The 19,008-nt window shown below is 66.9% G+C and carries 17 protein-coding genes; 3 read left to right on the top strand and 14 right to left on the bottom strand.

The window, feature by feature from the left end; translation table 11 throughout:
* Nucleotides 1-4: 4 nt before the first annotated feature.
* From lpxD to rpsB, 11 genes are all read right to left on the bottom strand, one after another.
* Nucleotides 5-988, bottom strand: coding sequence for a UDP-3-O-(3-hydroxymyristoyl)glucosamine N-acyltransferase (gene lpxD, locus AC3RCE_RS16520; RefSeq protein ID WP_492253497.1), 984 nt, complete (start codon nucleotides 986-988; stop codon nucleotides 5-7).
* Nucleotides 989-1,012: 24 nt separating this feature from the next.
* The gene (locus AC3RCE_RS16525; RefSeq protein ID WP_218297690.1) at nucleotides 1,013-1,531 is read right to left on the bottom strand and encodes an OmpH/Skp family outer membrane protein; all 519 of its coding nucleotides are present in this window, start codon (nucleotides 1,529-1,531) and stop codon (nucleotides 1,013-1,015) included.
* Nucleotides 1,531-3,828: an outer membrane protein assembly factor BamA gene (bamA, locus tag AC3RCE_RS16530; RefSeq protein ID WP_218297691.1), complete on the bottom strand. Its 2,298-nt coding sequence runs from the start codon at nucleotides 3,826-3,828 to the stop codon at nucleotides 1,531-1,533. Before bamA ends, AC3RCE_RS16525 begins: the two co-directional genes overlap by 1 nt.
* 45 nt (nucleotides 3,829-3,873) lie before the next feature.
* Nucleotides 3,874-5,238 carry an RIP metalloprotease RseP gene (rseP, locus tag AC3RCE_RS16535; RefSeq protein WP_218341589.1) on the bottom strand — a complete coding sequence of 455 codons (1,365 nt, stop codon included), beginning with the start codon at nucleotides 5,236-5,238 and terminating at the stop codon, nucleotides 3,874-3,876.
* Between the two features lie 26 nt (nucleotides 5,239-5,264).
* Nucleotides 5,265-6,443 (bottom strand): 1-deoxy-D-xylulose-5-phosphate reductoisomerase, encoded by a 1,179-nt coding sequence (gene ispC, locus AC3RCE_RS16540; protein WP_492255396.1) that lies wholly within the window; start codon nucleotides 6,441-6,443, stop codon nucleotides 5,265-5,267.
* Nucleotides 6,443-7,300 (bottom strand): phosphatidate cytidylyltransferase, encoded by an 858-nt coding sequence (locus AC3RCE_RS16545; protein ID WP_492253498.1) that lies wholly within the window; start codon nucleotides 7,298-7,300, stop codon nucleotides 6,443-6,445. Before AC3RCE_RS16545 ends, ispC begins: the two co-directional genes overlap by 1 nt.
* A gap of 8 nt (nucleotides 7,301-7,308) precedes the next feature.
* A complete protein-coding gene (gene uppS, locus AC3RCE_RS16550; protein ID WP_218297694.1) occupies nucleotides 7,309-8,040 on the bottom strand; it encodes a polyprenyl diphosphate synthase in 732 nt (243 codons plus the stop codon).
* A 23-nt stretch (nucleotides 8,041-8,063) separates the two neighbouring features.
* The gene (gene frr, locus AC3RCE_RS16555) at nucleotides 8,064-8,624 is read right to left on the bottom strand and encodes a ribosome recycling factor (RefSeq protein ID WP_218297695.1); all 561 of its coding nucleotides are present in this window, start codon (nucleotides 8,622-8,624) and stop codon (nucleotides 8,064-8,066) included.
* 58 nt (nucleotides 8,625-8,682) lie between these two features.
* A complete protein-coding gene (gene pyrH / locus AC3RCE_RS16560) occupies nucleotides 8,683-9,405 on the bottom strand; it encodes a UMP kinase (protein ID WP_056413356.1) in 723 nt (240 codons plus the stop codon).
* A 50-nt stretch (nucleotides 9,406-9,455) separates the two neighbouring features.
* On the bottom strand, nucleotides 9,456-10,382 hold the full coding sequence (gene tsf / locus AC3RCE_RS16565; protein ID WP_218297696.1) for a translation elongation factor Ts: 927 nt from the start codon (nucleotides 10,380-10,382) through the stop codon (nucleotides 9,456-9,458).
* Nucleotides 10,383-10,486: 104 nt separating this feature from the next.
* On the bottom strand, nucleotides 10,487-11,239 hold the full coding sequence (gene rpsB, locus AC3RCE_RS16570; RefSeq protein WP_218297697.1) for a 30S ribosomal protein S2: 753 nt from the start codon (nucleotides 11,237-11,239) through the stop codon (nucleotides 10,487-10,489).
* A gap of 214 nt (nucleotides 11,240-11,453) precedes the next feature.
* Here rpsB and AC3RCE_RS16575 point away from each other — a divergent pair, with 214 nt between their 5' ends.
* On the top strand, nucleotides 11,454-12,812 hold the full coding sequence (locus AC3RCE_RS16575) for an amidase (protein ID WP_492253499.1): 1,359 nt from the start codon (nucleotides 11,454-11,456) through the stop codon (nucleotides 12,810-12,812).
* Nucleotides 12,813-12,861: 49 nt separating this feature from the next.
* Nucleotides 12,862-14,094, top strand: a complete 1,233-nt coding sequence (locus AC3RCE_RS16580) for an FAD-dependent oxidoreductase (protein ID WP_492253500.1) — start codon at nucleotides 12,862-12,864, stop codon at nucleotides 14,092-14,094.
* Nucleotides 14,095-14,238: 144 nt separating this feature from the next.
* Here AC3RCE_RS16580 and AC3RCE_RS16585 read toward each other — a convergent pair whose 3' ends face one another.
* Nucleotides 14,239-15,762, bottom strand: coding sequence for a CoA-acylating methylmalonate-semialdehyde dehydrogenase (locus tag AC3RCE_RS16585; RefSeq protein WP_218341586.1), 1,524 nt, complete (start codon nucleotides 15,760-15,762; stop codon nucleotides 14,239-14,241).
* A gap of 112 nt (nucleotides 15,763-15,874) precedes the next feature.
* Between AC3RCE_RS16585 and AC3RCE_RS16590 the strand changes: the two genes are divergently transcribed.
* A complete protein-coding gene (locus AC3RCE_RS16590) occupies nucleotides 15,875-16,819 on the top strand; it encodes a LysR family transcriptional regulator (RefSeq protein ID WP_218297701.1) in 945 nt (314 codons plus the stop codon).
* Nucleotides 16,820-16,981: 162 nt separating this feature from the next.
* Here the strand turns inward: AC3RCE_RS16590 and AC3RCE_RS16595 are convergent, their stop codons facing one another.
* Together AC3RCE_RS16595 and AC3RCE_RS16600 are read right to left on the bottom strand one after the other, a co-directional pair.
* The gene (locus AC3RCE_RS16595) at nucleotides 16,982-17,959 is read right to left on the bottom strand and encodes a tripartite tricarboxylate transporter substrate binding protein (RefSeq protein WP_492253501.1); all 978 of its coding nucleotides are present in this window, start codon (nucleotides 17,957-17,959) and stop codon (nucleotides 16,982-16,984) included.
* A 44-nt stretch (nucleotides 17,960-18,003) separates the two neighbouring features.
* Nucleotides 18,004-18,978, bottom strand: coding sequence for a Bug family tripartite tricarboxylate transporter substrate binding protein (locus tag AC3RCE_RS16600; protein WP_218297703.1), 975 nt, complete (start codon nucleotides 18,976-18,978; stop codon nucleotides 18,004-18,006).
* Nucleotides 18,979-19,008 lie beyond the last annotated feature (30 nt).

The raw sequence follows: 19,008 nt of genomic DNA on the forward strand, positions 1-19,008 counted from the left end.
CCGTTCATGCTGCTTTCAGAGCTTGCTCCAGCGCCTTGATGCGCTCTCGCAAGCTGTGCAGTTGTTTGAGTGTTGCAGCGTTTTTTTCCCAACGCGCATTGTCGTCGATGGGAAACATGCCCGTGTATTGCCCAGGCTGGCTCAAAGAGCGCGTGACCACCGTGGCGGCAGAGATGTGCACGTTGTCCGCCATCTCCAGATGGCCCAGCACGATGGCGCCGCCGCCCACGGTGCAGTGCGCGCCAATGGTCGCGCTGCCGGCCACGCCCACGCACCCCGCCAGGGCCGAGTGCTTGCCGATGCGCACGTTGTGCCCGATCTGAATCAGGTTGTCGAGCTTGACGCCGTCTTCGATGACGGTGTCCAGCAGCGCACCACGGTCGATGCAGGTGTTGGCGCCGATCTCGACATCGTCGCCAATGTGCACGGCCCCCAGTTGCTCGATCTTGACCCACTGCCCGTTCTCGGGCGCAAAACCAAAGCCGTCGGCGCCGATCACCACGCCGGGGTGCACGATGCAGCGCGCGCCGATGCGGCAGCCCTCGCCCACCGTGACACGGGACTTGAGCACGGTTCCTGCGCCAATGCGCGCACCGCGTTCCACCACGCACAGGGGACCGATGGTGGCGGTGGCATCGACCTGCGCCGACGGGTCCACCACCGCGCTCGCGTGCACACCGCCCTGCACTGCGGGGGCATTGAGCCGGCGCCAAAGCTGCGTGGCCCGCGCGAAGTACACGTAGGGGTTGTCCGCCACGATGCAGGCACCACGGGCCAGTGCCGCATCGCGCATGGCAGGCGCCACAATGACACAGGCCGCCCGGGAGGCGGCCAGTTGCTGTTGGTAGCGGGGGTTGCTCAGGAAACTGAGGTCTCCCGGCCCTGCAACCTCCAGGGGCGCGATGCGGGAAATGACGGCATCCCGTGTCGCACCTCCTTCCAGCGAGCCACCGAGCGCATCAACTATGTGCCCGAGAAGCAAGCTCACGCGCCACCTGTCCAGCGCTGGGGCTTACTTGCCGGCAGCGGCATTCAGCGCCTTGATCACCTTGTCGGTGATGTCGTGCTTGGGGTTGATGTAGACGGCCTCCTGCAGGATCACGTCGTACTTCTCCGCCTCTGCCACCTGCTTGACCACCTTGTTCGCACGTTCGAGCACCTGGGACAGTTCCTCGTTCTTGCGGGCGCTCAGGTCTTCCTGGAATTCGCGGCGCTTGCGCTGGAATTCACGGTCCTGGTCCACCAGCTGGCGCTGGCGGGTGGTGCGCTGGCTTTCAGCCATCGTGGGAGCTTCGCGTTCGAACTTCTCCGTGGCGGTCTTCAGGGTGTTGCCCATGTCCACCAGTTCTTTCTCACGGCGGGAGAATTCCTGCTCCAGCTTGGCCTGTGCAGCCTTGGCGGTGCTGGCCTCGCGGAAGATGCGGTCGGTGTTGACAAACCCGGCTTTGAACTCTTGCGCTTGTGCAGGCGCTGCGATGGCAAGCGTGCCAAGCAGCAGGGCCAGAGAGATATGGCGAGAAAAGGATTTCATTAGAAAGACGTTCCAATCTGGAATTGCAGTTTCTGGATTCTATCGCCGGCGAACTTGCGCACCGGTTGCGCAAAGGCCAGGCGCAACGGACCCAGCGGGGAAATCCAGCTCAGGCCCAGGCCGACGGAGGAACGCATGTCACTGAAAGTAACTTTTTCGTTCTCTCCGTACACATTACCCACATCAAAGAAAGTGAATACACGCAGTGTCCGGTCGTTGCCCGCGCCCGGGAAGGGTGCGATCAGCTCCGCGTTCAAGGTGACCTTCTTGGGTCCCCCCAACGACGCACCCGTCACGTCACGCGGCCCCAGCGTACCCTGGTCGAAGCCGCGCACGGATCCCAGCCCCCCCGAATAGAAGTTCTTGAACACGGGGAACGGCCTGCCGTTCATACCCTTGCCGATGCCCACCTCGCCGTTGAAGGCGATGGTGAAGCGCTTGTTCAGCGGCACGTACTGCTGGTACTGGTAGTTGGCCCGTACATAACGGGCATCCCCTGCCACCGACCATTCTGAATTGAGGCGCTGATAGCGGCCGGAATTCGGCGCCAGAGCGCTGTCGCGGTCGTCCCGCGACCAACCGATCGTCAAAGGAATGGAGGTGCTGCTGTAGCCAAACTGGTCGGCATAGGCCAGGTAGGTGGCGGGAATGTTCGTACCCGCCTTGATCTTGGTCTGCTCCAGCCCCCCACCAAAGAACACGGTATCGGTTTCACTGAACGGCACACCGAATCGCACCGAAGTTCCGGTGGTCACCAACTCGTAGTTGCCGCCCTGGTCTTCGTAGGGCTTGTCCGTGCGGTAGTACACATCCAGCGTGCGCGAGATGCCTTCCGGCGTGAAGTATGGATTGGTGGTGCTGAACACCAGCGTGCGACGGTACTTGCTGGTGTTGACATCGATGCCCAGGTAGTTGCCGGAACCAAAGATGTTTTCCTGCTTGATGCCGAACGACAGCGACACCTTTTCGGCGCTGGAGAAACCCACCCCCATCTGCAGCGAGCCCGTGGGCTTCTCCGCCACGTTGATCACGAGGTCCACCTGGTCGGGGGAACCCGGCACTTCCTGGGTTTCCACATTGACTTCGGTGAAGAAGCCCAGGCGGTCCACGCGGTCGCGCGACAGGCGGATCTTCTCGCCGTCGTACCACGAGGCTTCGTACTGGCGGAATTCACGGCGGATCACTTCATCGCGCGTGCGGTTGTTGCCGCTCACGTTGATACGACGCACATAGGCGCGGCGCGAGGGTTCGGCCTGCAGCACGAAGGCGACCCGGTTGTTTTCGCGATCGATTTCGGGCACGGCTTCCACGCGCGCGAAGGCGAAGCCAAAACGCGAGAAATACTCTGAAAACGCCTTGGTCGTTTCCGTGACCTGGTCCGCGTTGTAGGGCTCGCCCGCGCGGATGGTGACCAGGGACTTGAACTCGTCTTCGCGGTCCAGGTAGTTGCCCTCCAGCTTGACACCCGAGACCACGTAGCGCTCGCCTTCCGTCACGTTGACGGTGATGGAGATGTCCTGCTTGTCGGGCGAGATGGCGACCTGCGTGGAGTCGACCCGGAACTCCAGATACCCGCGCTGCAGGTAGTACGAACGCAGCGTCTCCAGATCGGCATTGAGCTTGGCGCGCGAGTAGCGGTCCGACTTGGTGTACCAGCTGAGCCAGCCCCCGGTGTCCTGGTCGAACAGGCCTTTGAGCGTGGATTCACTGAAGGCCTTGTTGCCGACGAGGCGCACTTCCTTGATGCGGGCAGGTTCGCCTTCGACCACGGTGAAGGTCAGGTTGACGCGGTTGCGCTCGATCGGCGTCACGGTGGTGACGACCTCGGCGCCGTACAGGCTCTTGTTGATGTACTGGCGCTTGAGCTCCTGCTCGGCGCGGTCCGTCAACGCCTTGTCGTAAGGCCGGCCCTCGGTAAGTCCGACGTCGCGCATGGCCTTCTTGAGCGCGTCCTTGTCGAACTCGCGCGTGCCGGCGAAGTCAACGTCGGCGACGGTGGGCCGCTCTTCCACCACCACCACCAGCACGTTGCCGGCCGCCTCCAGGCGCACGTCCTTGAACAGGCCCAGTCCGAAAAGAGCGCGGATGGCCGCGGCGCCCTTCTCGTCGTTGTAGTCGTCACCAACCCGCAGCGGCATGGAGGCAAACACGGTGCCGGGCTCCACGCGCTGCAGGCCCTCGACGCGGATGTCCTGCACCTTGAAAGGCTCCAGAGCCCATGCCGCATTGGCGGCAAAAATCATGGCTGCAACGGCCGATGCGGTACGCACGCCCAGGCGATTGATGTGTTTTTTCATGAATGAAGCTGGAGCCGCAGTTGCAGGGCAAGCGCGGCAAAAGTGTTAGCCAAAGAGCCGGGTGATATCGTTGAACAGGGCAATGGACATCATGAGAAGCAGGACCGCAACGCCTCCACGCTGCAGGCGCTCCATCCATGCATCCGACACCCCCCTGCCCGTGACACCCTCCCAAAGATAATACATCAGGTGCCCTCCGTCCAAGACAGGGAGCGGCAGCAGGTTGAGCACGCCCAGGCTCACGCTGATCAGCGCAAGGAAGACAAGGTACTGCGAGAGTCCCAGGCTGGCGGAGCGCCCTGCGTAGTCGGCGATCGTCAGGGGGCCGCTGAGGTTCTTGAGCGATGCCTCGCCGATCACCATGCGCCCCATCATCCGAAGCGTGAGGATGGATACATCCCAGGTCTTGACCACGCCGGCCCAGGCCCCCTCGAACACGCCATATTCCACCGTCACGAATTCAGGGGGGGCCCCGACATACGCCCCGATGCGGCCGACGGAGGCGCCCAGTTCCGGCTTGGCCTCGGGCAACACGTCCACGCTCAGCACCTGGCCTGAGCGATCAATGCGCCAGGACTGTGCCAATGGCTCGCTTCCCCGCACCGACTGGCGGATCAGCTCGCGCAGCTGCTGGCCGTCCACCACGTCGCTGGCACCGATTCTGAGCACCACGTCCCCCTGGCGCAATCCAGCGCGGGCTGCGGCCCCGTCAGGCATGACCTCGCCCAGCACCGGCCGCGTCCACGGCCCCAGGATGCCGATCTTGCGAAACAGCTGGGCGTCCGCCTCCCGGCTGTCGATCTTCGACATGTCCAGCAGGATTTCCCGGTGCACGGCGCCCGATTGCGGCTGCACGTCGAGGCGCACGTTCACACCCTCCAGCGCACCGCGCGTGAGCAGCCAGCGCAGTTCTTCAAACGACCGCACGGGCTCCATCTCGTCCGACCCCAGCGCTGCCTGCGCGACCAGCTCGCCGCCCCGCAGGCCGGCACTCTGCGCGACGGACCCGGCCACCGGACTGGCGAGTACCGCCTTGGGCTCGTCCACCCCGTTCCAGTTCACAATGGAATACAGCAGCACCGCCAGCAGCAGGTTTGCCAGCGGCCCCGCGGCCACGATGGCCGCGCGGGAGCGCAGCGGCTGGGTATTGAAAGCCAGATGCCGCTCCTCGGCGGCCACGGGCGCTTCCCGCTCGTCCAGCATGCGCACATAGCCCCCCAGCGGAAAAGCCCCCAGCACGAACTCCGTGGGCGACCCCTTGGGCTGCCAGCGCAGCAATGGTTTGCCAAAGCCCACCGAGAAGCGCAGCACCTTGACCCCGCACGCCACGGCCACCCGGTAGTGGCCATATTCGTGCACGGCGATCAGAAGGCCCAGGGCCACGATGAAGGCAACGATGGTAAGGAGCATGTACGGGTCCGTGGTGCTGTGAGAACTCAGGCCGCCAGGCGGCCCGCGGCGTGCTCGGCAGCATTGCGTGCCTGGGCATCCAGGTCCAGCAGGGCTTCGAGGGAATCCGGCTTGGAGGGAGAAACCGCGTCCAAAGTTGCAAGATTCACGGCATGGATACGGTCGAAACGCAGCCGCCCCGACAGGAAGGCCCCGACCGCGACCTCGTTGGCGGCGTTCAATACGGCGGTCGTGCCTTCGGCCGCCTTGAGCGCCTGCCAGGACAGGTGCAGCCCGGGAAAACGGGCCGCGTCGGCATCTTCAAACGCCAGCGCCGTCAAGGCAGAGAAGTCGAGCCGGCTGGCACCGCTGGCGATGCGCTCCGGCCAGGCCAGGCCGCAGGCGATCGGCACGCGCATGTCGGGGGTGCCGAGCTGGGCGAGGATCGATGCATCCTTGAACTGCACCATCGAGTGGATGATCTGCTGCGGATGGATCACCACCTTGATCTGGTCGGGGTGCAGGTCGAACAGCCAGCGCGCCTCGATCACTTCCAGCGCCTTGTTCATCATGGTGGCCGAATCCACCGAGATCTTGCGGCCCATCGAGAAATTGGGGTGAGCGCAGGCCTGGTCGGGCGTGATCTGCGAGAGCGTGGACGGATCCCGCTGGCGGAAGGGACCGCCGGACGCGGTCAGCAGGATGCTGTCGACGCGTTCGGCCCAGGTCGCCGGATCTTCGGGCAGGCACTGGAAAATCGCGGAATGCTCGCTGTCGATGGGCAGCAGCGTCGCGCCGCCCTCGCGCACGGTCTGCATGAACAACCCGCCGCCCACCACCAGGGCCTCCTTGTTGGCCAGGAGCAGCCGCTTGCCCGCGCGCGCTGCAGCCAGGCACGGCGCCAGGCCGGCAGCGCCCACGATGGCCGCCATCACGGCATCCACGTCAGGGTGGGATGCTATTATTTCAAGAGCATCTTGCGCTTGAAGGACTTGCGTTGGAAGGGCATTTGCCTGCAGTCTTTCAGCCAGCAGCGCCGCATGGGGGGCACTCGCCATCACGGCGTAGCGGGGGCGGAACTGCGCGCACTGCGCCAGCATCAGGTCCACCTGGGTCGCGGCACTGAGCGCGAGCACCTCGAAGCGCTCGGGATGGCGGGCCACCACGTCGAGCGTGCTGGTACCGATGGAGCCCGTGGAACCCAGGACAGTCAGTCGTTGTTTCATCATTGCGTTGTCAGGCTCGTGAGCATCATGGCCAGCGGCAGGGTGGGCAGCAAGGCGTCCACCCGGTCGAGCACGCCACCGTGCCCGGGCAACAGGCCGCTGCTGTCCTTCACGCCCGCGCTGCGCTTGATCAGGGACTCCACCAGGTCACCCGACACGCTCATGGCCACCATGAACAGGGCGGCGATCACGAGCAGCCACCAGCCTTGCTGCGCCATGCGGCTGTAGAAACTGGGAACGGCCGCCTGCCAGTGGGCATCGGCGGCCACCCAGATGAACGCCATGGCCAGCACGCCGGCAAGGCCGCCCCATACGCCCTCCCAGCTTTTGCCGGGACTGATGGAAGGGGCCAGCTTGCCCTTGGTGAAGCGCAGGCCAAAAGCACGGCCCGCGAAGTACGCGAAGATGTCGGCGACCCACACCAGCAGCAGCACCGACAGCAGGAAGTTGACGCCCACGTTGCGCGCCTGCACGACCGCCAGCCACGCAAGCCAGAGGGCCAGCACCCCGGCCACCAGGCGCACCGCCGCCGGAATGCGAGGCCAGCCGGGCACGCCGGCCCTGAGCAGCCAGGCCGCGGACAGCACCCAAAGGCCACCCCCCGCCACCCAGAGCCCCGCCAGCGGGCGGTCAATCCAGCCCAGGACCCACGACCCGGCGCACAGGGCGACGCACGCGCCCCCCACCGCCACGGAGCCCGCCTGTCCGAAACCGCTCAAACGGCCCCATTCCCAGGCGCCAGCCGCCATGAGCACCAGCACCACCAGGGTGAACGGGACGGTGGACGATGAATAAAAAAGCGCCGGCAGCAGAATGGCCAGCAGGACAAGGGCTGTGATGACGCGCTGTTTGAGCATGGGGCCTTTCAGCCCGGCATCGGATGGGGATGCGCGGACAGGATCTGTTCGGAGGTTTTGCCAAAACGGCGCTCGCGGCCGCCAAAGGCAGCAATCGCCTCGTCCAGCGCCGACTCGTCGAAATCCGGCCACAGCCGGTCGCTGAAGAAGAACTCGGAGTATGCGGCCTGCCACAGCAGAAAGTTGCTGATCCGCATTTCCCCCCCGGTGCGGATCACCAGGTCCGGATCGGGCACATGGGCCAGACCCATCGCACCGTGCAGGCTGGCCTCGGTGATGGGCTCGCCGCGCGCTGCCAGCGATGCGGCGGCCTGGGCGATGTCCCAGCGGCCGCCATAGTTGAAACAGACGTTGAGGACGAGGCGGGTGTTTTGCGCCGTGGCGGCTTCTGCCTGCGCCAGGCCATCGCGCACCTTGGGCGACAGGCCGGCACGCTCACCCACGAAATACAGGCGCACGCCATCCTTCTTGAGCTGCGGCACTTCGCGTGCCAGCGCCATCGCCAGGAGTTCCATGAGGCCAGAGACCTCATCCGCCGGGCGGTTCCAGTTTTCAGACGAGAACGCGAAGACGGTCAACACCCCCACGCCACGCTGCACGCAGGCGCGCGCGCAGCGGCGCAGTGAATCAACCCCTTGCTTGTGGCCGGCCAGGCGCGGCAGAAAGCGGCGCGTGGCCCAGCGGCCGTTGCCATCCATGACGATGGCGATGTGGTGCGGCACCACCGGAGATACAGACATGTGAACGTTCAAGCCCTCAAGGCTTAAACCGCCATGATTTCCTGCTCTTTGGCCGCCACCAGCGCATCGATCTCGGCGATGTGCCTGTCGGTGAATTTCTGCACGTCGGTTTCGGCGCGCTTCTGGTCGTCTTCGGACGCCAGCTTGTCCTTGACCAGCTTCTTGACGGACTCGTTGGCATCGCGGCGCAGGTTGCGCACGGCGATCTTGGCGCTTTCGCCTTCATTGCGGGCCAGCTTGGTCATTTCCTTGCGGCGCTCTTCGCTCATGGGCGGCATGGGCACGCGGATGAGATCGCCCATGGACGCGGGGTTCAGGCCCAGATCGCTTTCGCGGATGGCCTTCTCGATCTTGGCGCCCATGCCCTTTTCCCAGGGCTGGACGCTGATGGTGCGCGAATCGATCAGCGCCACGTTGGCCACCTGGCTCAGGGGCACGAAGGAGCCGTAGTACTCGACCTGCACGGTGTCGAGCAAGGCGGGGTTGGCACGGCCGGTGCGGATCTTCTGCAGGTTGTTCTTGAACGCCGCGATGGACTGGTCCATCTTGGTCTCTGCATTCTTCTTGATGTCGGCAATCGTCATGTTTTCTCCTCGGGGCCGGCCTGCATCCGGTGCAGGCCGCAAGCCATCATCGTCGTCGTCAAGCGTAAACCAGCGTACCTTCGTCTTCGCCCATCACCACGCGCTTCAAGGCGCCATGCTTGATGATCGAGAACACCCGCACCGGCAGCTTCTGGTCGCGGCACAGCGCGAAGGCGGTCGCATCCATGATGCCCAGGTTGCGGGACATGGCCTCGTCGAAGCTGAGCTTCGTGTAGCGCGTGGCCGTGGGGTCCTTCTGGGGGTCGGCAGTATAAACGCCGTCCACCTTGGTGGCCTTGAGCACCAGCTCGGCGCCAATCTCGGCACCGCGCAGGGCAGCCGCCGTGTCGGTGGTGAAGAACGGATTGCCCGTACCGGCCGCGAACACCACGACCTTGCCCTCTTCGAGGTACTGCAGGGCCTTGGGACGCACGTAGGGCTCGACGACCTGCTCGATGGCGATGGCGGACATCACGCGGGCCACCAAGCCCTGCTTGTCCATGGCGTCCGCCAGGGCCAGCGCGTTCATGACGGTGGCCAGCATGCCCATGTAGTCGGCGGTGGCACGGTCCATGCCGACCGAGCCGCCAGCCACGCCACGGAAAATGTTGCCCCCACCGATCACCACGGCCACCTGGACACCCAGGCGCGTCACTTCGGCGATCTCCTCCACCATGCGGACGATGGTGGCGCGGTTGATGCCGAAGGCGTCATCCCCCATCAGCGCCTCACCAGACAGCTTGAGCAGGATGCGCTTGTGGGCTGGTGCGGCGTGGGACATGGGAAATTTCTCCGGTGATAGATGCGGGGCTTGGGGGGTTGCGGAAACGATCAGGCAGCAGCCTTGGCAGCAGCCACCTGGGCGGCCACTTCGGCGGCGAAGTCGTCGACCTTCTTCTCGATGCCTTCACCCACGACGTAGAGCGTGAAGCCCTTCACGTTGGTGTTGGCGGCCTTGAGCATCTGGGCCACGGTCTGCTTGCCGTCGGCGGCCTTCACGAAGACCTGGTCAGCCAGCGAGACTTCCTTGAGGTACTTCTGCACGGCGCCGTCGATGCGCTTGGCGGTGATTTCCGCGCTTTGCGCGGGCTTGCCGGCGGCCACGAGTTCCTTGTTGGCTTCGTCGGCCTTGCCTTCGGCGACAGAGCGCTCCTTGGCGATCAGGTCGGCAGGCACGTCGGCGCTGGTCAGGGCCACGGGCTTCATGGCGGCCACGTGCATGGCCACGTCCTTGGCGGCAGCGGCATCGCCGTCGAACTCGACGACCACGCCAATGCGCGAGCCATGCAGGTAGGCTGCCAGGCTGGAGCCGCTGAAGCGCTTGAAGCGGCGGAACGACATGTTTTCGCCGATCTTGCCGATCAGGCCCTTGCGCACATCTTCCAGCGTGGGGCCGAAGCTGTCCTGGCTGTAGGGCAGCGCGCCCAGGGCTTCGACGGTGGCGGGGTTGTGCTCGGCCACCAGCTTCGCGGCGGCATTGGCCATGGCGATGAAGCTGTCGTTCTTGGAGACGAAGTCGGTTTCGCTGTTGACTTCGACCAGGGCACCGGTGGTGCCGTCGATGTAGCTCGCCACCACGCCTTCGGCCGTGATGCGCGATGCAGCCTTGCCCGCCTTGGTGCCCAGCTTGACGCGCAGCAGCTCTTCGGCCTTGGCCATGTCGCCGTCGGCTTCCGTCAGGGCCTTCTTGCATTCCATCATGGGCGCGTCGGTCTTGCCACGCAGTTCAGCCACCATGCTTGCGGTAATTGCAGCCATCTTTATTCCTTCAGTGTTCAGTTCAATCGATTAGATTCAGCCTAAAAAAAAGGGGGCTCACCAGGGGCCCCGCTTTCATTCGCGACGGATCGCGCAGCCGGGTATCAGGCGGCGGCTTCTTGCACTTCCACGAACTCATCGGAGCTCTCGGCCGTCACGGCCTTGACCACTTCGTTCACGGCGTTCGCACGGCCTTCGATGATCGCGTCGGCGATGCCACGGGCGTACAGCGTCACGGCCTTGGCCGAGTCGTCGTTGCCAGGGATCACGTAGTCGATGCCTTCAGGCGAGTGGTTCGTATCGACCACACCGATCAGCGGGATGCCGAGCTTCTTGGCTTCGGCCACGGCGATCTTGTGGAAGCCCACGTCGATGATGAAGATGGCGTCGGGCAGCGCAGCCATGTCCTGGATGCCGCCGATGTCCTTTTCGAGCTTCTCGATCTCGCGGGAGAACGTCAGCTGCTCCTTCTTGCTCAGGCTGTCCAGGCCAGCTTCTTGCTGGGCCTTCATGTCCTTGAGGCGCTTGATCGAGGTCTTGACCGTCTTGAAGTTGGTCAGCATGCCGCCCAGCCAGCGCTGGTCCACGAAGGGCACGCCAGCGCGCAGGGCTTCGGTGGACAGGATCTCACGGGCCTGGCGCTTCGTGCCGACCATCAGGATCGTGCCGCGGTTGGCAGCCAGTTGCTTGGCGAACTTTTGGGCTTCCTGGAACAGTGGCAGCGACTTTTCCAGGTTGATGATGTGGATCTTGTTGCGATGGCCGAAGATGTAGGGGGCCATCTTGGGGTTCCAGAAGCGGGTCTGGTGACCGAAGTGGACACCGGCTTCCAGCATTTCGCGCATGGTAACGGACATAAAAATACTCCAAAGGTTGGGTCTAAAATCCAGCCCCAATACTTGCGCCGCCGTGGTTTCTCACGAAAGACGCAACACCTTGACAGGGCTGGTTTGCGATTGGTTCCGCGTAAGCCGCCACACGCACATTGCGACAATGCCCGATCACACCGGATTGCACTGCCCCTTGCCCGCGTTACTGCTCCCAGCAAAACCCAAAGATTCTAGCACACCCATGCTCCCTGACCTGATCGCCACCCGCGACCGCCTGCGGGACGGCACCACCGCCGTGCCCGCAGAGCTGGAACGTTGCATCGAAGCCGCCCAATCCCCTGCGAACACCCACAGTTTCGTGCGCACGCTGTTCGGGGAAGCACGCACCAATGCGGTGCAAGCCAGCCTGGACCGCCTGCCCCTGGCCGGCCTGGCGGTATCGGTCAAGGACCTGTTCGACATCGCCGGCCAGCCCACGCCCGCCGGCTCCACGGTGCTGGCGGATGCGCCCGCCGCAGCGGCCGACAGCCCCGCGGTGGCGCGCCTGCGTGCCGCGGGTGGCGTTGTCATCGGCCGCACGAACATGGTGGAGTTCGCGTTTTCAGGCGTGGGGGTGAATCCGCACTTCGGCACGCCCGCGGCCTTCGATGCCCGGTCGGGCGCATTGCCCGGAGCGCCACGGGTTCCCGGCGGCTCGTCGTCGGGCGCCGCCGTGTCGGTGGCCACGGGGGCTGCGTTCATCGGACTGGGGTCGGACACGGGAGGGTCGATCCGCATTCCGGCGGCGCTCAACGGCATCGTGGGCTTCAAGAACACCGCGCGGCTGGTCCCCACGGCCGGGGCCGTCCCGCTGTCCACCACGCTCGACACGGCCTGCGCCATGACCCGCAGCGTGCGCGATGCCATCGTGGCGCACGAGGTGCTGGCCGCCCGGAGCGTCACGCGCAGCCTGGCACCGCTGTCGCAATACCGCCTGGCCGTCCCCTCGACGGTCTTCCTGGACGGCATGGACGCCACGGTGGCCCGGGCGTTCGAGCGCACCCTGTCCGCGCTGCGCGCGGCGGGCGCCACCATCGACACCATCGACATGCCCCCCATGCAGGAGCAGCCGGTGCATGGCTTCTCCGCGCCCGAAGCCTACGCCTGGCACCGCGAACTGCTGCAGCGCGCGGGCACGCGCTACGACCCCCGTGTGCGTGCGCGCATCGACAAGGGTGCGGCGCTGATGGCATGGGAATACATCGACCTGCTGCAGGCCCGCCAGCACTGGATGGCCCGCATGCACGCGTGCATGGAAGGCTACGACGTCCTGCTGTCCCCCACCGTGCCCATCGTGGCCCCCGCCCTGGCGGATGTGGCCCCGGCCGGCGGCCAGGACGCCGCGCAGGATGCGGCGCGCGACGCCGAGTTCTTCCGCGTCAACACCCTGCTGCTGCGCAATACCAGCGCCGTCAATCTACTGGACGGCTGCGCGCTGTCCCTGCCCTGCCATGTACCGGGGGAACTCCCGGTGGGCCTGATGGTCTGGCACGGGGCCCTGCGGGATGACACCGTGCTCAACACGGGCCTGCAAATCGAAAAAATACTACAAAAACAATAGCTGCAAGCGCTTGATAATCAAGCTCTAGAGGCTAAAAACACCCAAATTCATGAAGATTGCCATCGTGGGCGCCGGCATTGTCGGCGTCACCACTGCCTATGAGCTGGCCAGCGACGGCCACGAGGTCACCGTGTTCGAGCAGCGCAGCGCTGCCGCCGAAGAAGCCAGTTTTGCCACGGCCGGCCTGCTGGGCTCCCACGTGCTCAGCCCCTGGGCCCTGCCCGGCTTCGGCCAGGCGCTGCGGCTCATGGGCGCCCACGCCACGCTGCGGCTGGCGTCCGGCCTGGGCCAGGACCATCTGGCCTGGCTGTGGCGCTGGCGCCGAGCGGCACGCGCCAACAGCGCGCCGGCCCCGGCTCTGGAGCAACTGGCGCGGTACAGCCAGGAGCGCCTGAAGGCCATCGCCAGCCAGCACGAGCTGGATTTCGAATCCAGTGACGGACGCCTGGTGCTGCTGCGCAGCGAGCAGGAGCAGGCCGCGCTGCAGCCGGCCCTGCAGGTGCTGCGCGACTGCGGCGTGGCGGCACGCGAGATCGATGCCGCGACGGCGCGCCACATCGAGCCCGGGCTGTCCCCCGACGCCCCGCTGGCCTGCGCCATCCACCTGCCCGACGCCAGCGCCGGCAACTGCCGCCTGTTCGCGCAACTGCTGCGCCAGGGCACGCAAGGTTCGGGCGTGCAGTTCGCGTTCAACACCCGTGTCGAACGCATCGGCACCAGCCCCCTGGGCATTGCGGTGCCCGGCGAGCCCGAGCTGCGCCGCTTCGATGCCGTGGTGCTGTGCGCGGGCATGGCCTCGGCCGCGCTTCTGCCGCCGCTGGCGCTGCGCCTGCCGATGACCGCCGTGTACGGCTATTCGGTCAGCGCGCCCCTGCGCGAGTCCACGCACGCGCCACGCGCCAGCGTGGTGGACATGGCCCAGCAGATCTCCATCACCCGCCTGGGGCAGCGCGTGCGCATTGCCGGTGGCGCGGAGCTGGCGGGCGCCGGCGCGGACCACCATGCGCCCACCCTGCAGCGCCTGTACCGCACGCTCAACGACTGGTTCCCCGGAGGGGCGCAGCTGTCCTCGGGGCTGCAGGTTTGGCGCGGCGCGCGCACCATGCTCCCCGACGCGGCCCCCGTGGTGGGCCCCAGCGGGGTGCCGGGGCTGTGGCTCAACACGGGCCACGGCGCCGGCGGCTGGGCCCTGGCCTGCGGGAGCGCCCGGGCCGTGGCGGACCTGATCGGCCAGCGCAGCCCCGAGATCGGCCTCGAGGAGTTCGGCATCCAGCGTTTCTAGAGCGTGCTGGAGTCCCCCCGGAACGGGAGGCCCGGCAAACCCGCCAGGGACGCTGGGCGCGGGGATAGAAAGGGCCCGCGGCAACGCGCCGCGGCCACGAAAAAATGGGGCCAAAGCCCCATTCCAGCGACCGCGCGCCGGGTCCTACTTGGCCGTCGGCATCACGAACTCGGCCCCCTTGGGCGTGCTTTCAGGCCAGCGCTGCATGATGCTCTTTTGCTTGGTGTAGAAGCGCACGCCTTCCTCGCCGTAGGCGTGCATGTCGCCAAACAGGCTGCGCTTCCAGCCGCCAAAGCCATGCCAGGCCATGGGCACGGGAATCGGCACGTTGATGCCGACCATGCCGGCCTGGATGCGGCGGCCGAACTCGCGGGCCACGTTGCCGTCGCGCGTGAAGCAGGCCACGCCGTTGCCGAACTCATGGTCGTTGACCAGCTTCACGGCCTCGCCAAAATCCTTGGCGCGCACCACCGCCAGCACCGGGCCGAAGATCTCCTCCCGGTAGATGCGCATCTGCGGCGTGACATGGTCGAACAGGGTGCCTCCCATCCAGAAGCCGCCTTCGCAGCCCTCGCCGGCCTGCGCCGCGTCAAAGCCGCGGCCATCCACCAGCAATTGCGCGCCCTCCTTCACGCCCAGGTCGATGTAGCCCGAGATGCGCTCGTGGGCCGCGCGGGTGACGATGGGGCCCATCTCCGCCGCCAGGTTCGTGCCGTCGAGCACCTTGAGCGCCTTCGCGCGCTCGACGAGCTTGGGCACCACCTTGTCGGCGGCATCTCCCACCAGCACGGCCACGCTGATGGCCATGCAGCGCTCACCGGCCGATCCGTAGCCCGCGCCGATGAGGGCGTCCACGGCCTGGTCCATGTCGGCATCGGGCATGACGATCATGTGGTTCTTGGCGCCGCCCAGGGCCTGCACACGCTTGCCGTGGCGGGCGCCGGTCTCGTAGATGTAGTTGGCGATGGGGGTGGAGCCGACAAAGCTGATCGCCCGGACATCGGGGTGCTCGATGAGCGCATCCACCGCCTCCTTGTCGCCCTGCACCACGTTGAAGACGCCGTCGGGCAGGCCCGCCTGCCGGAACAGGTCGGCCATGAGCAGCGAGGCCGTGGGATCGGTGGGGCTGGGCTTGAGCACGAAGGTGTTGCCGGTCGCGATGGCCACCGGAAACATCCACATGGGCACCATGACCGGAAAGTTGAAAGGCGTGATCCCCGCCACCACGCCCAGGGGCTGGCGCAACGTCCAGTTGTCGATGCCGGTGCTCACCTGGTCGGTGAAATCGCCCTTGAGCAGTTGCGGAACGCCGCAGGCGAACTCGATGATGTCGATGCCGCGCGCCACCTCGCCCTGCGCATCGGTGAACACCTTGCCATGCTCGGCCGTGATGGCGCGGGCCAGCGCATCCTTGTGCTGGTTGACCAGCTCCAGGAACTTGAACAGCACGCGGGCGCGGCGGATGGGCGGCGTGTCCGCCCAGGCGGGAAAGGCGGCCTGCGCGGCGGCCACGGCCGCATCCACATCGGCGCGGTGGGCCAGCGCCACGCGGCCCGTCACGGCGCCCGTGGCGGGATTGGTCACGTCCTGGCTGCGTGTGCTGGTGCCCATGGTGCGCTGGCCGTGGATATAGTGGCCAATGGGGGCCGGCTGGGTGGCGGTGGTCATGCAAACCTCTTTCAAAGAACGGTGGAAAGTGGCCTGCAGTCTAGGAGCGACAACCCGCCGCGCCAAGACCGTGGCGGTGAATTGATTGTTCACATTGATGAACAATAGAGCCATGAAATCGACAATCCATCCCAAACCCGAAGCCCTGTGGTCGCACCTGCACTGGCTCGTCGTGCTGGGCGAACAGGGCAGCTACACCGGCGCCGCCGCGCGCCTGGGCGTGAGCAAGGCGGCCATGAGCCAGCACATCGCGGAGCTGGAACGCGCGGCAGGCGTGCCGCTGGTGCGGCGCACCACGCGCAGCGTGGGCCTGACCGAGGCGGGGCGGCAGCTGGTGGACGACACGCGGGGCGCGTTCGACAGCATCGCCGAGAGCTTTGCGAGCGTGCGCGACCGCGCCGGCGTGCCCCAGGGCCGCCTGCGCGTGACCGCCCCCGTCGCGCTGGCACGCCAGCAACTGGTGCCCCGGCTGCCTGCGTTCGTGCGCGCCTATCCCGAAGTGCGGCTGGAGCTGGACCTGTCGGACAACCTGCGCTCGCTGACGCTCGAAGGGCTGGACCTGGCCATCCGCCACACCGCCGTGGCCCCCGACACCCATGTGGCCTGGCTGCTGTGCACCACGCGGTCCGTGCTGGTGGCCAGCCGCGCCTACCTGCGCCGCGCCGGTCTGCCCCGCACGCCCGGCGACCTGCGCGGGCACGACTGCCTGCACTACCCCCGCACCCAGGAAGCTCCGGCCTGGACCTTCGAGCCCGTGGTGCCGGGCACCGCCCCCCGACTGACCGTGCCCGTGGCCGGGCCGCTGGCCGCCAGCAACAGCGAGGCCCTGCGCGACGCGGCCCTGGCGGGCCTGGGCATCGCGCTGGTCCCCGACTTCAGCGCGCAGGCCGCGCTGCAGTCGGGCAAGCTCGTCCAGGTGCTGCCCGACTGGCGCTCCGTGGGCACCTTCAGCGAGACGATCCACGCGATACGCCCCTACTCGGCCCATGTGCCGCGTTCGGTGTCGGTGTTCGTGGAATGGCTGCGCGAGGCCTTTGCCCCCGGCTTCGGGGCATGAGGCCGTGCGCGTGCCGCGGCCCCCGGGGCGGGGGAAGCCGTGCGGCCATGCCCACCGCGAGGCGGACACCGTGGACCCGGCGGACGCACACCCAAAAAAAGAAAACCGCCCGCAGCGGCCCCGTGGGGCGCCGCAGGGCGGGCCTGCAGGTTCGGCGGCTTCTCAGGCCTTGATGCCCAGCCTGTCCACCAGTTGCTTGAACGTGGCGTTGTCCCGTGCGATCAGGGCGTTGAAGTCCGCCTGGTCCAGGTAGCCCTCCCCCATGTTCTGGCGGGCCATGGTGTCGCGCAGCGCGGGCTCCTGCAGGGTCTTGGCGATGGCGGCGCGCAATACCGCCACCACTTCGGGCGGAGTGCCCTTGGGCGCGGCCAGACCGCGCCAGCCCCCGATCACGAGGTCGATCTTGCGTTCCTTGAGCGTGGGCACCGCCTCCCACCCGGCGGCGATGCGCTGCTCTGACATCACGGCCAGCGGGCGGATCTTGCCCGCCGCCACATAGGTGGCCACCTCCACCGGCGTGACGGCCACCACCTCGATGTGCCCGCCCAGCAGGTCCAGCACGGCGGGGTTGGCACCGCGGTACGGCGCATGGTTGAACGACACGCCCACCTTGTCCTCCAGCGCCGCGGCCGCCAGATGCCCCAGCGAGCCCGGCCCCGCATTGCCCACGCGCACGCCGCCCGGGCTCTTGCGGGCGGCCGCCAGCAGGTCCTCGATGGTGCGCAGGGGGGAGTCCGCGCGCACGGCCAGCGTGGCCGGGTCGGCGTTCAGCCGCGCGATGGGGGTCAGGCTGTCGGCCGTGATCCTGGTGATGCCCATGTGGGGGATCATCGTGATCTCCACCGTGATGATGGCCAGCTTGTAGCCGTCGGGCCGGGCATTGGCCAGCTCGGTCCAGCCCACGGCGCCGCTGGCGCCCGCCTTGTTGAGAACGATCAGGTCCTGCGGCAGGTGCTTGCGCGCCGCCTCGGCCAGCGCCCGGGCCAGCACATCGGTGCCGCCGCCCGCGGCGAAGGGCACGATGAGTTCAATGGGCTTGCCGGGATAGGCCGCGGTCTGGGCGGCGGCGGGCAGCATGGTACCTGCGGCCAGGCTGGCCAGGGCAGCGCAGGCATGGCGGCGGTTCAGGGAAACGGTCATGGCGTGGTGTCTCGTGTCGGGTATCTGGGGTCGTATCGGCCCGGTCAATCAAGGCGGATGTTGGCGGCGCGGATCACGCCCGCCCACAGCTTCTGTTCGCTGCGCACGAAGTCGGTGAACTGCTGGGGCGTCATGGACAGCGGCTGGATGCCGATCTCTTCGAGCTTGGCGCGCGTCTCGGGATGGCGCAGGGCGGCCGCCAGGTCCTTGTTCAGGCGCTCCACCACCGCCGCAGGCATCCGGGCCGGGCCCACGAACCCCTGCCACGCATAGGCCTCGAAGCCGGGTACGCCGGCCTCGGCCATGGTGGGCACATCGGGCAGGATGGACAGCCGCTGCGGCGTGGCCACGGCCAGCACGCGCACCTTGCCCGCCTTGATCATCGACAGGCTGGGCGGAAGGTCGACGAACATCGACTGCACCTGGCCCGCCATGAGGTCCTGCAGCGCCGGGGCCGAGCCCTTGTAGGGGACATGCAGGATGTCCGTGCCGGTGCGCTGCTTGAACAGTTCCAGCGCCACGTGCAGCGGAGAGCCCGGGCCCGACGAGGCCGACGAGACGGTCCCCGGGCTCTTGCGCACCTGGGCCAGGAACTCCTGCATGTTCCGCGCCGGGAAGTCGGGGTGCACGGCCAGCACCAGGGGCATGCGGCCCAGGCCGCCGATGAAGCTGAAGTCCTTCTCGGCGTTGTAGCTCAGCGCGGAATACATGGCCGGGTTGAAGGCCAGCGTGCCCGAATCGGCCGTGCCCACGGTGTAGCCGTCGGCCGCGGAGCGCGCGATGAAGGTGGCGCCGATGATGCTGGCCGCGCCCGGCTTGTTGTCCACCACCACGGGCTGGCCCAGGTCCTGCCCCATGCGCACGGCCAGGCTGCGCGCGATCACGTCGGTGGTGCCGCCGGGCGCATAGGGAACCACCCATTTGACGGGCTGGGACGGGTAGGCGGCGGTCTGCGCCTGGGCGCCGAGCGTGCAGGCGAGCAGTGCACCGGCAAGGATGCGAAGGGTATTGCGTTTCATGGTGTGTTTGTCTCCAGAGGTTGGCGGTTC

The organism is Acidovorax sp. GW823-FHT05D11, from assembly GCF_058795695.1.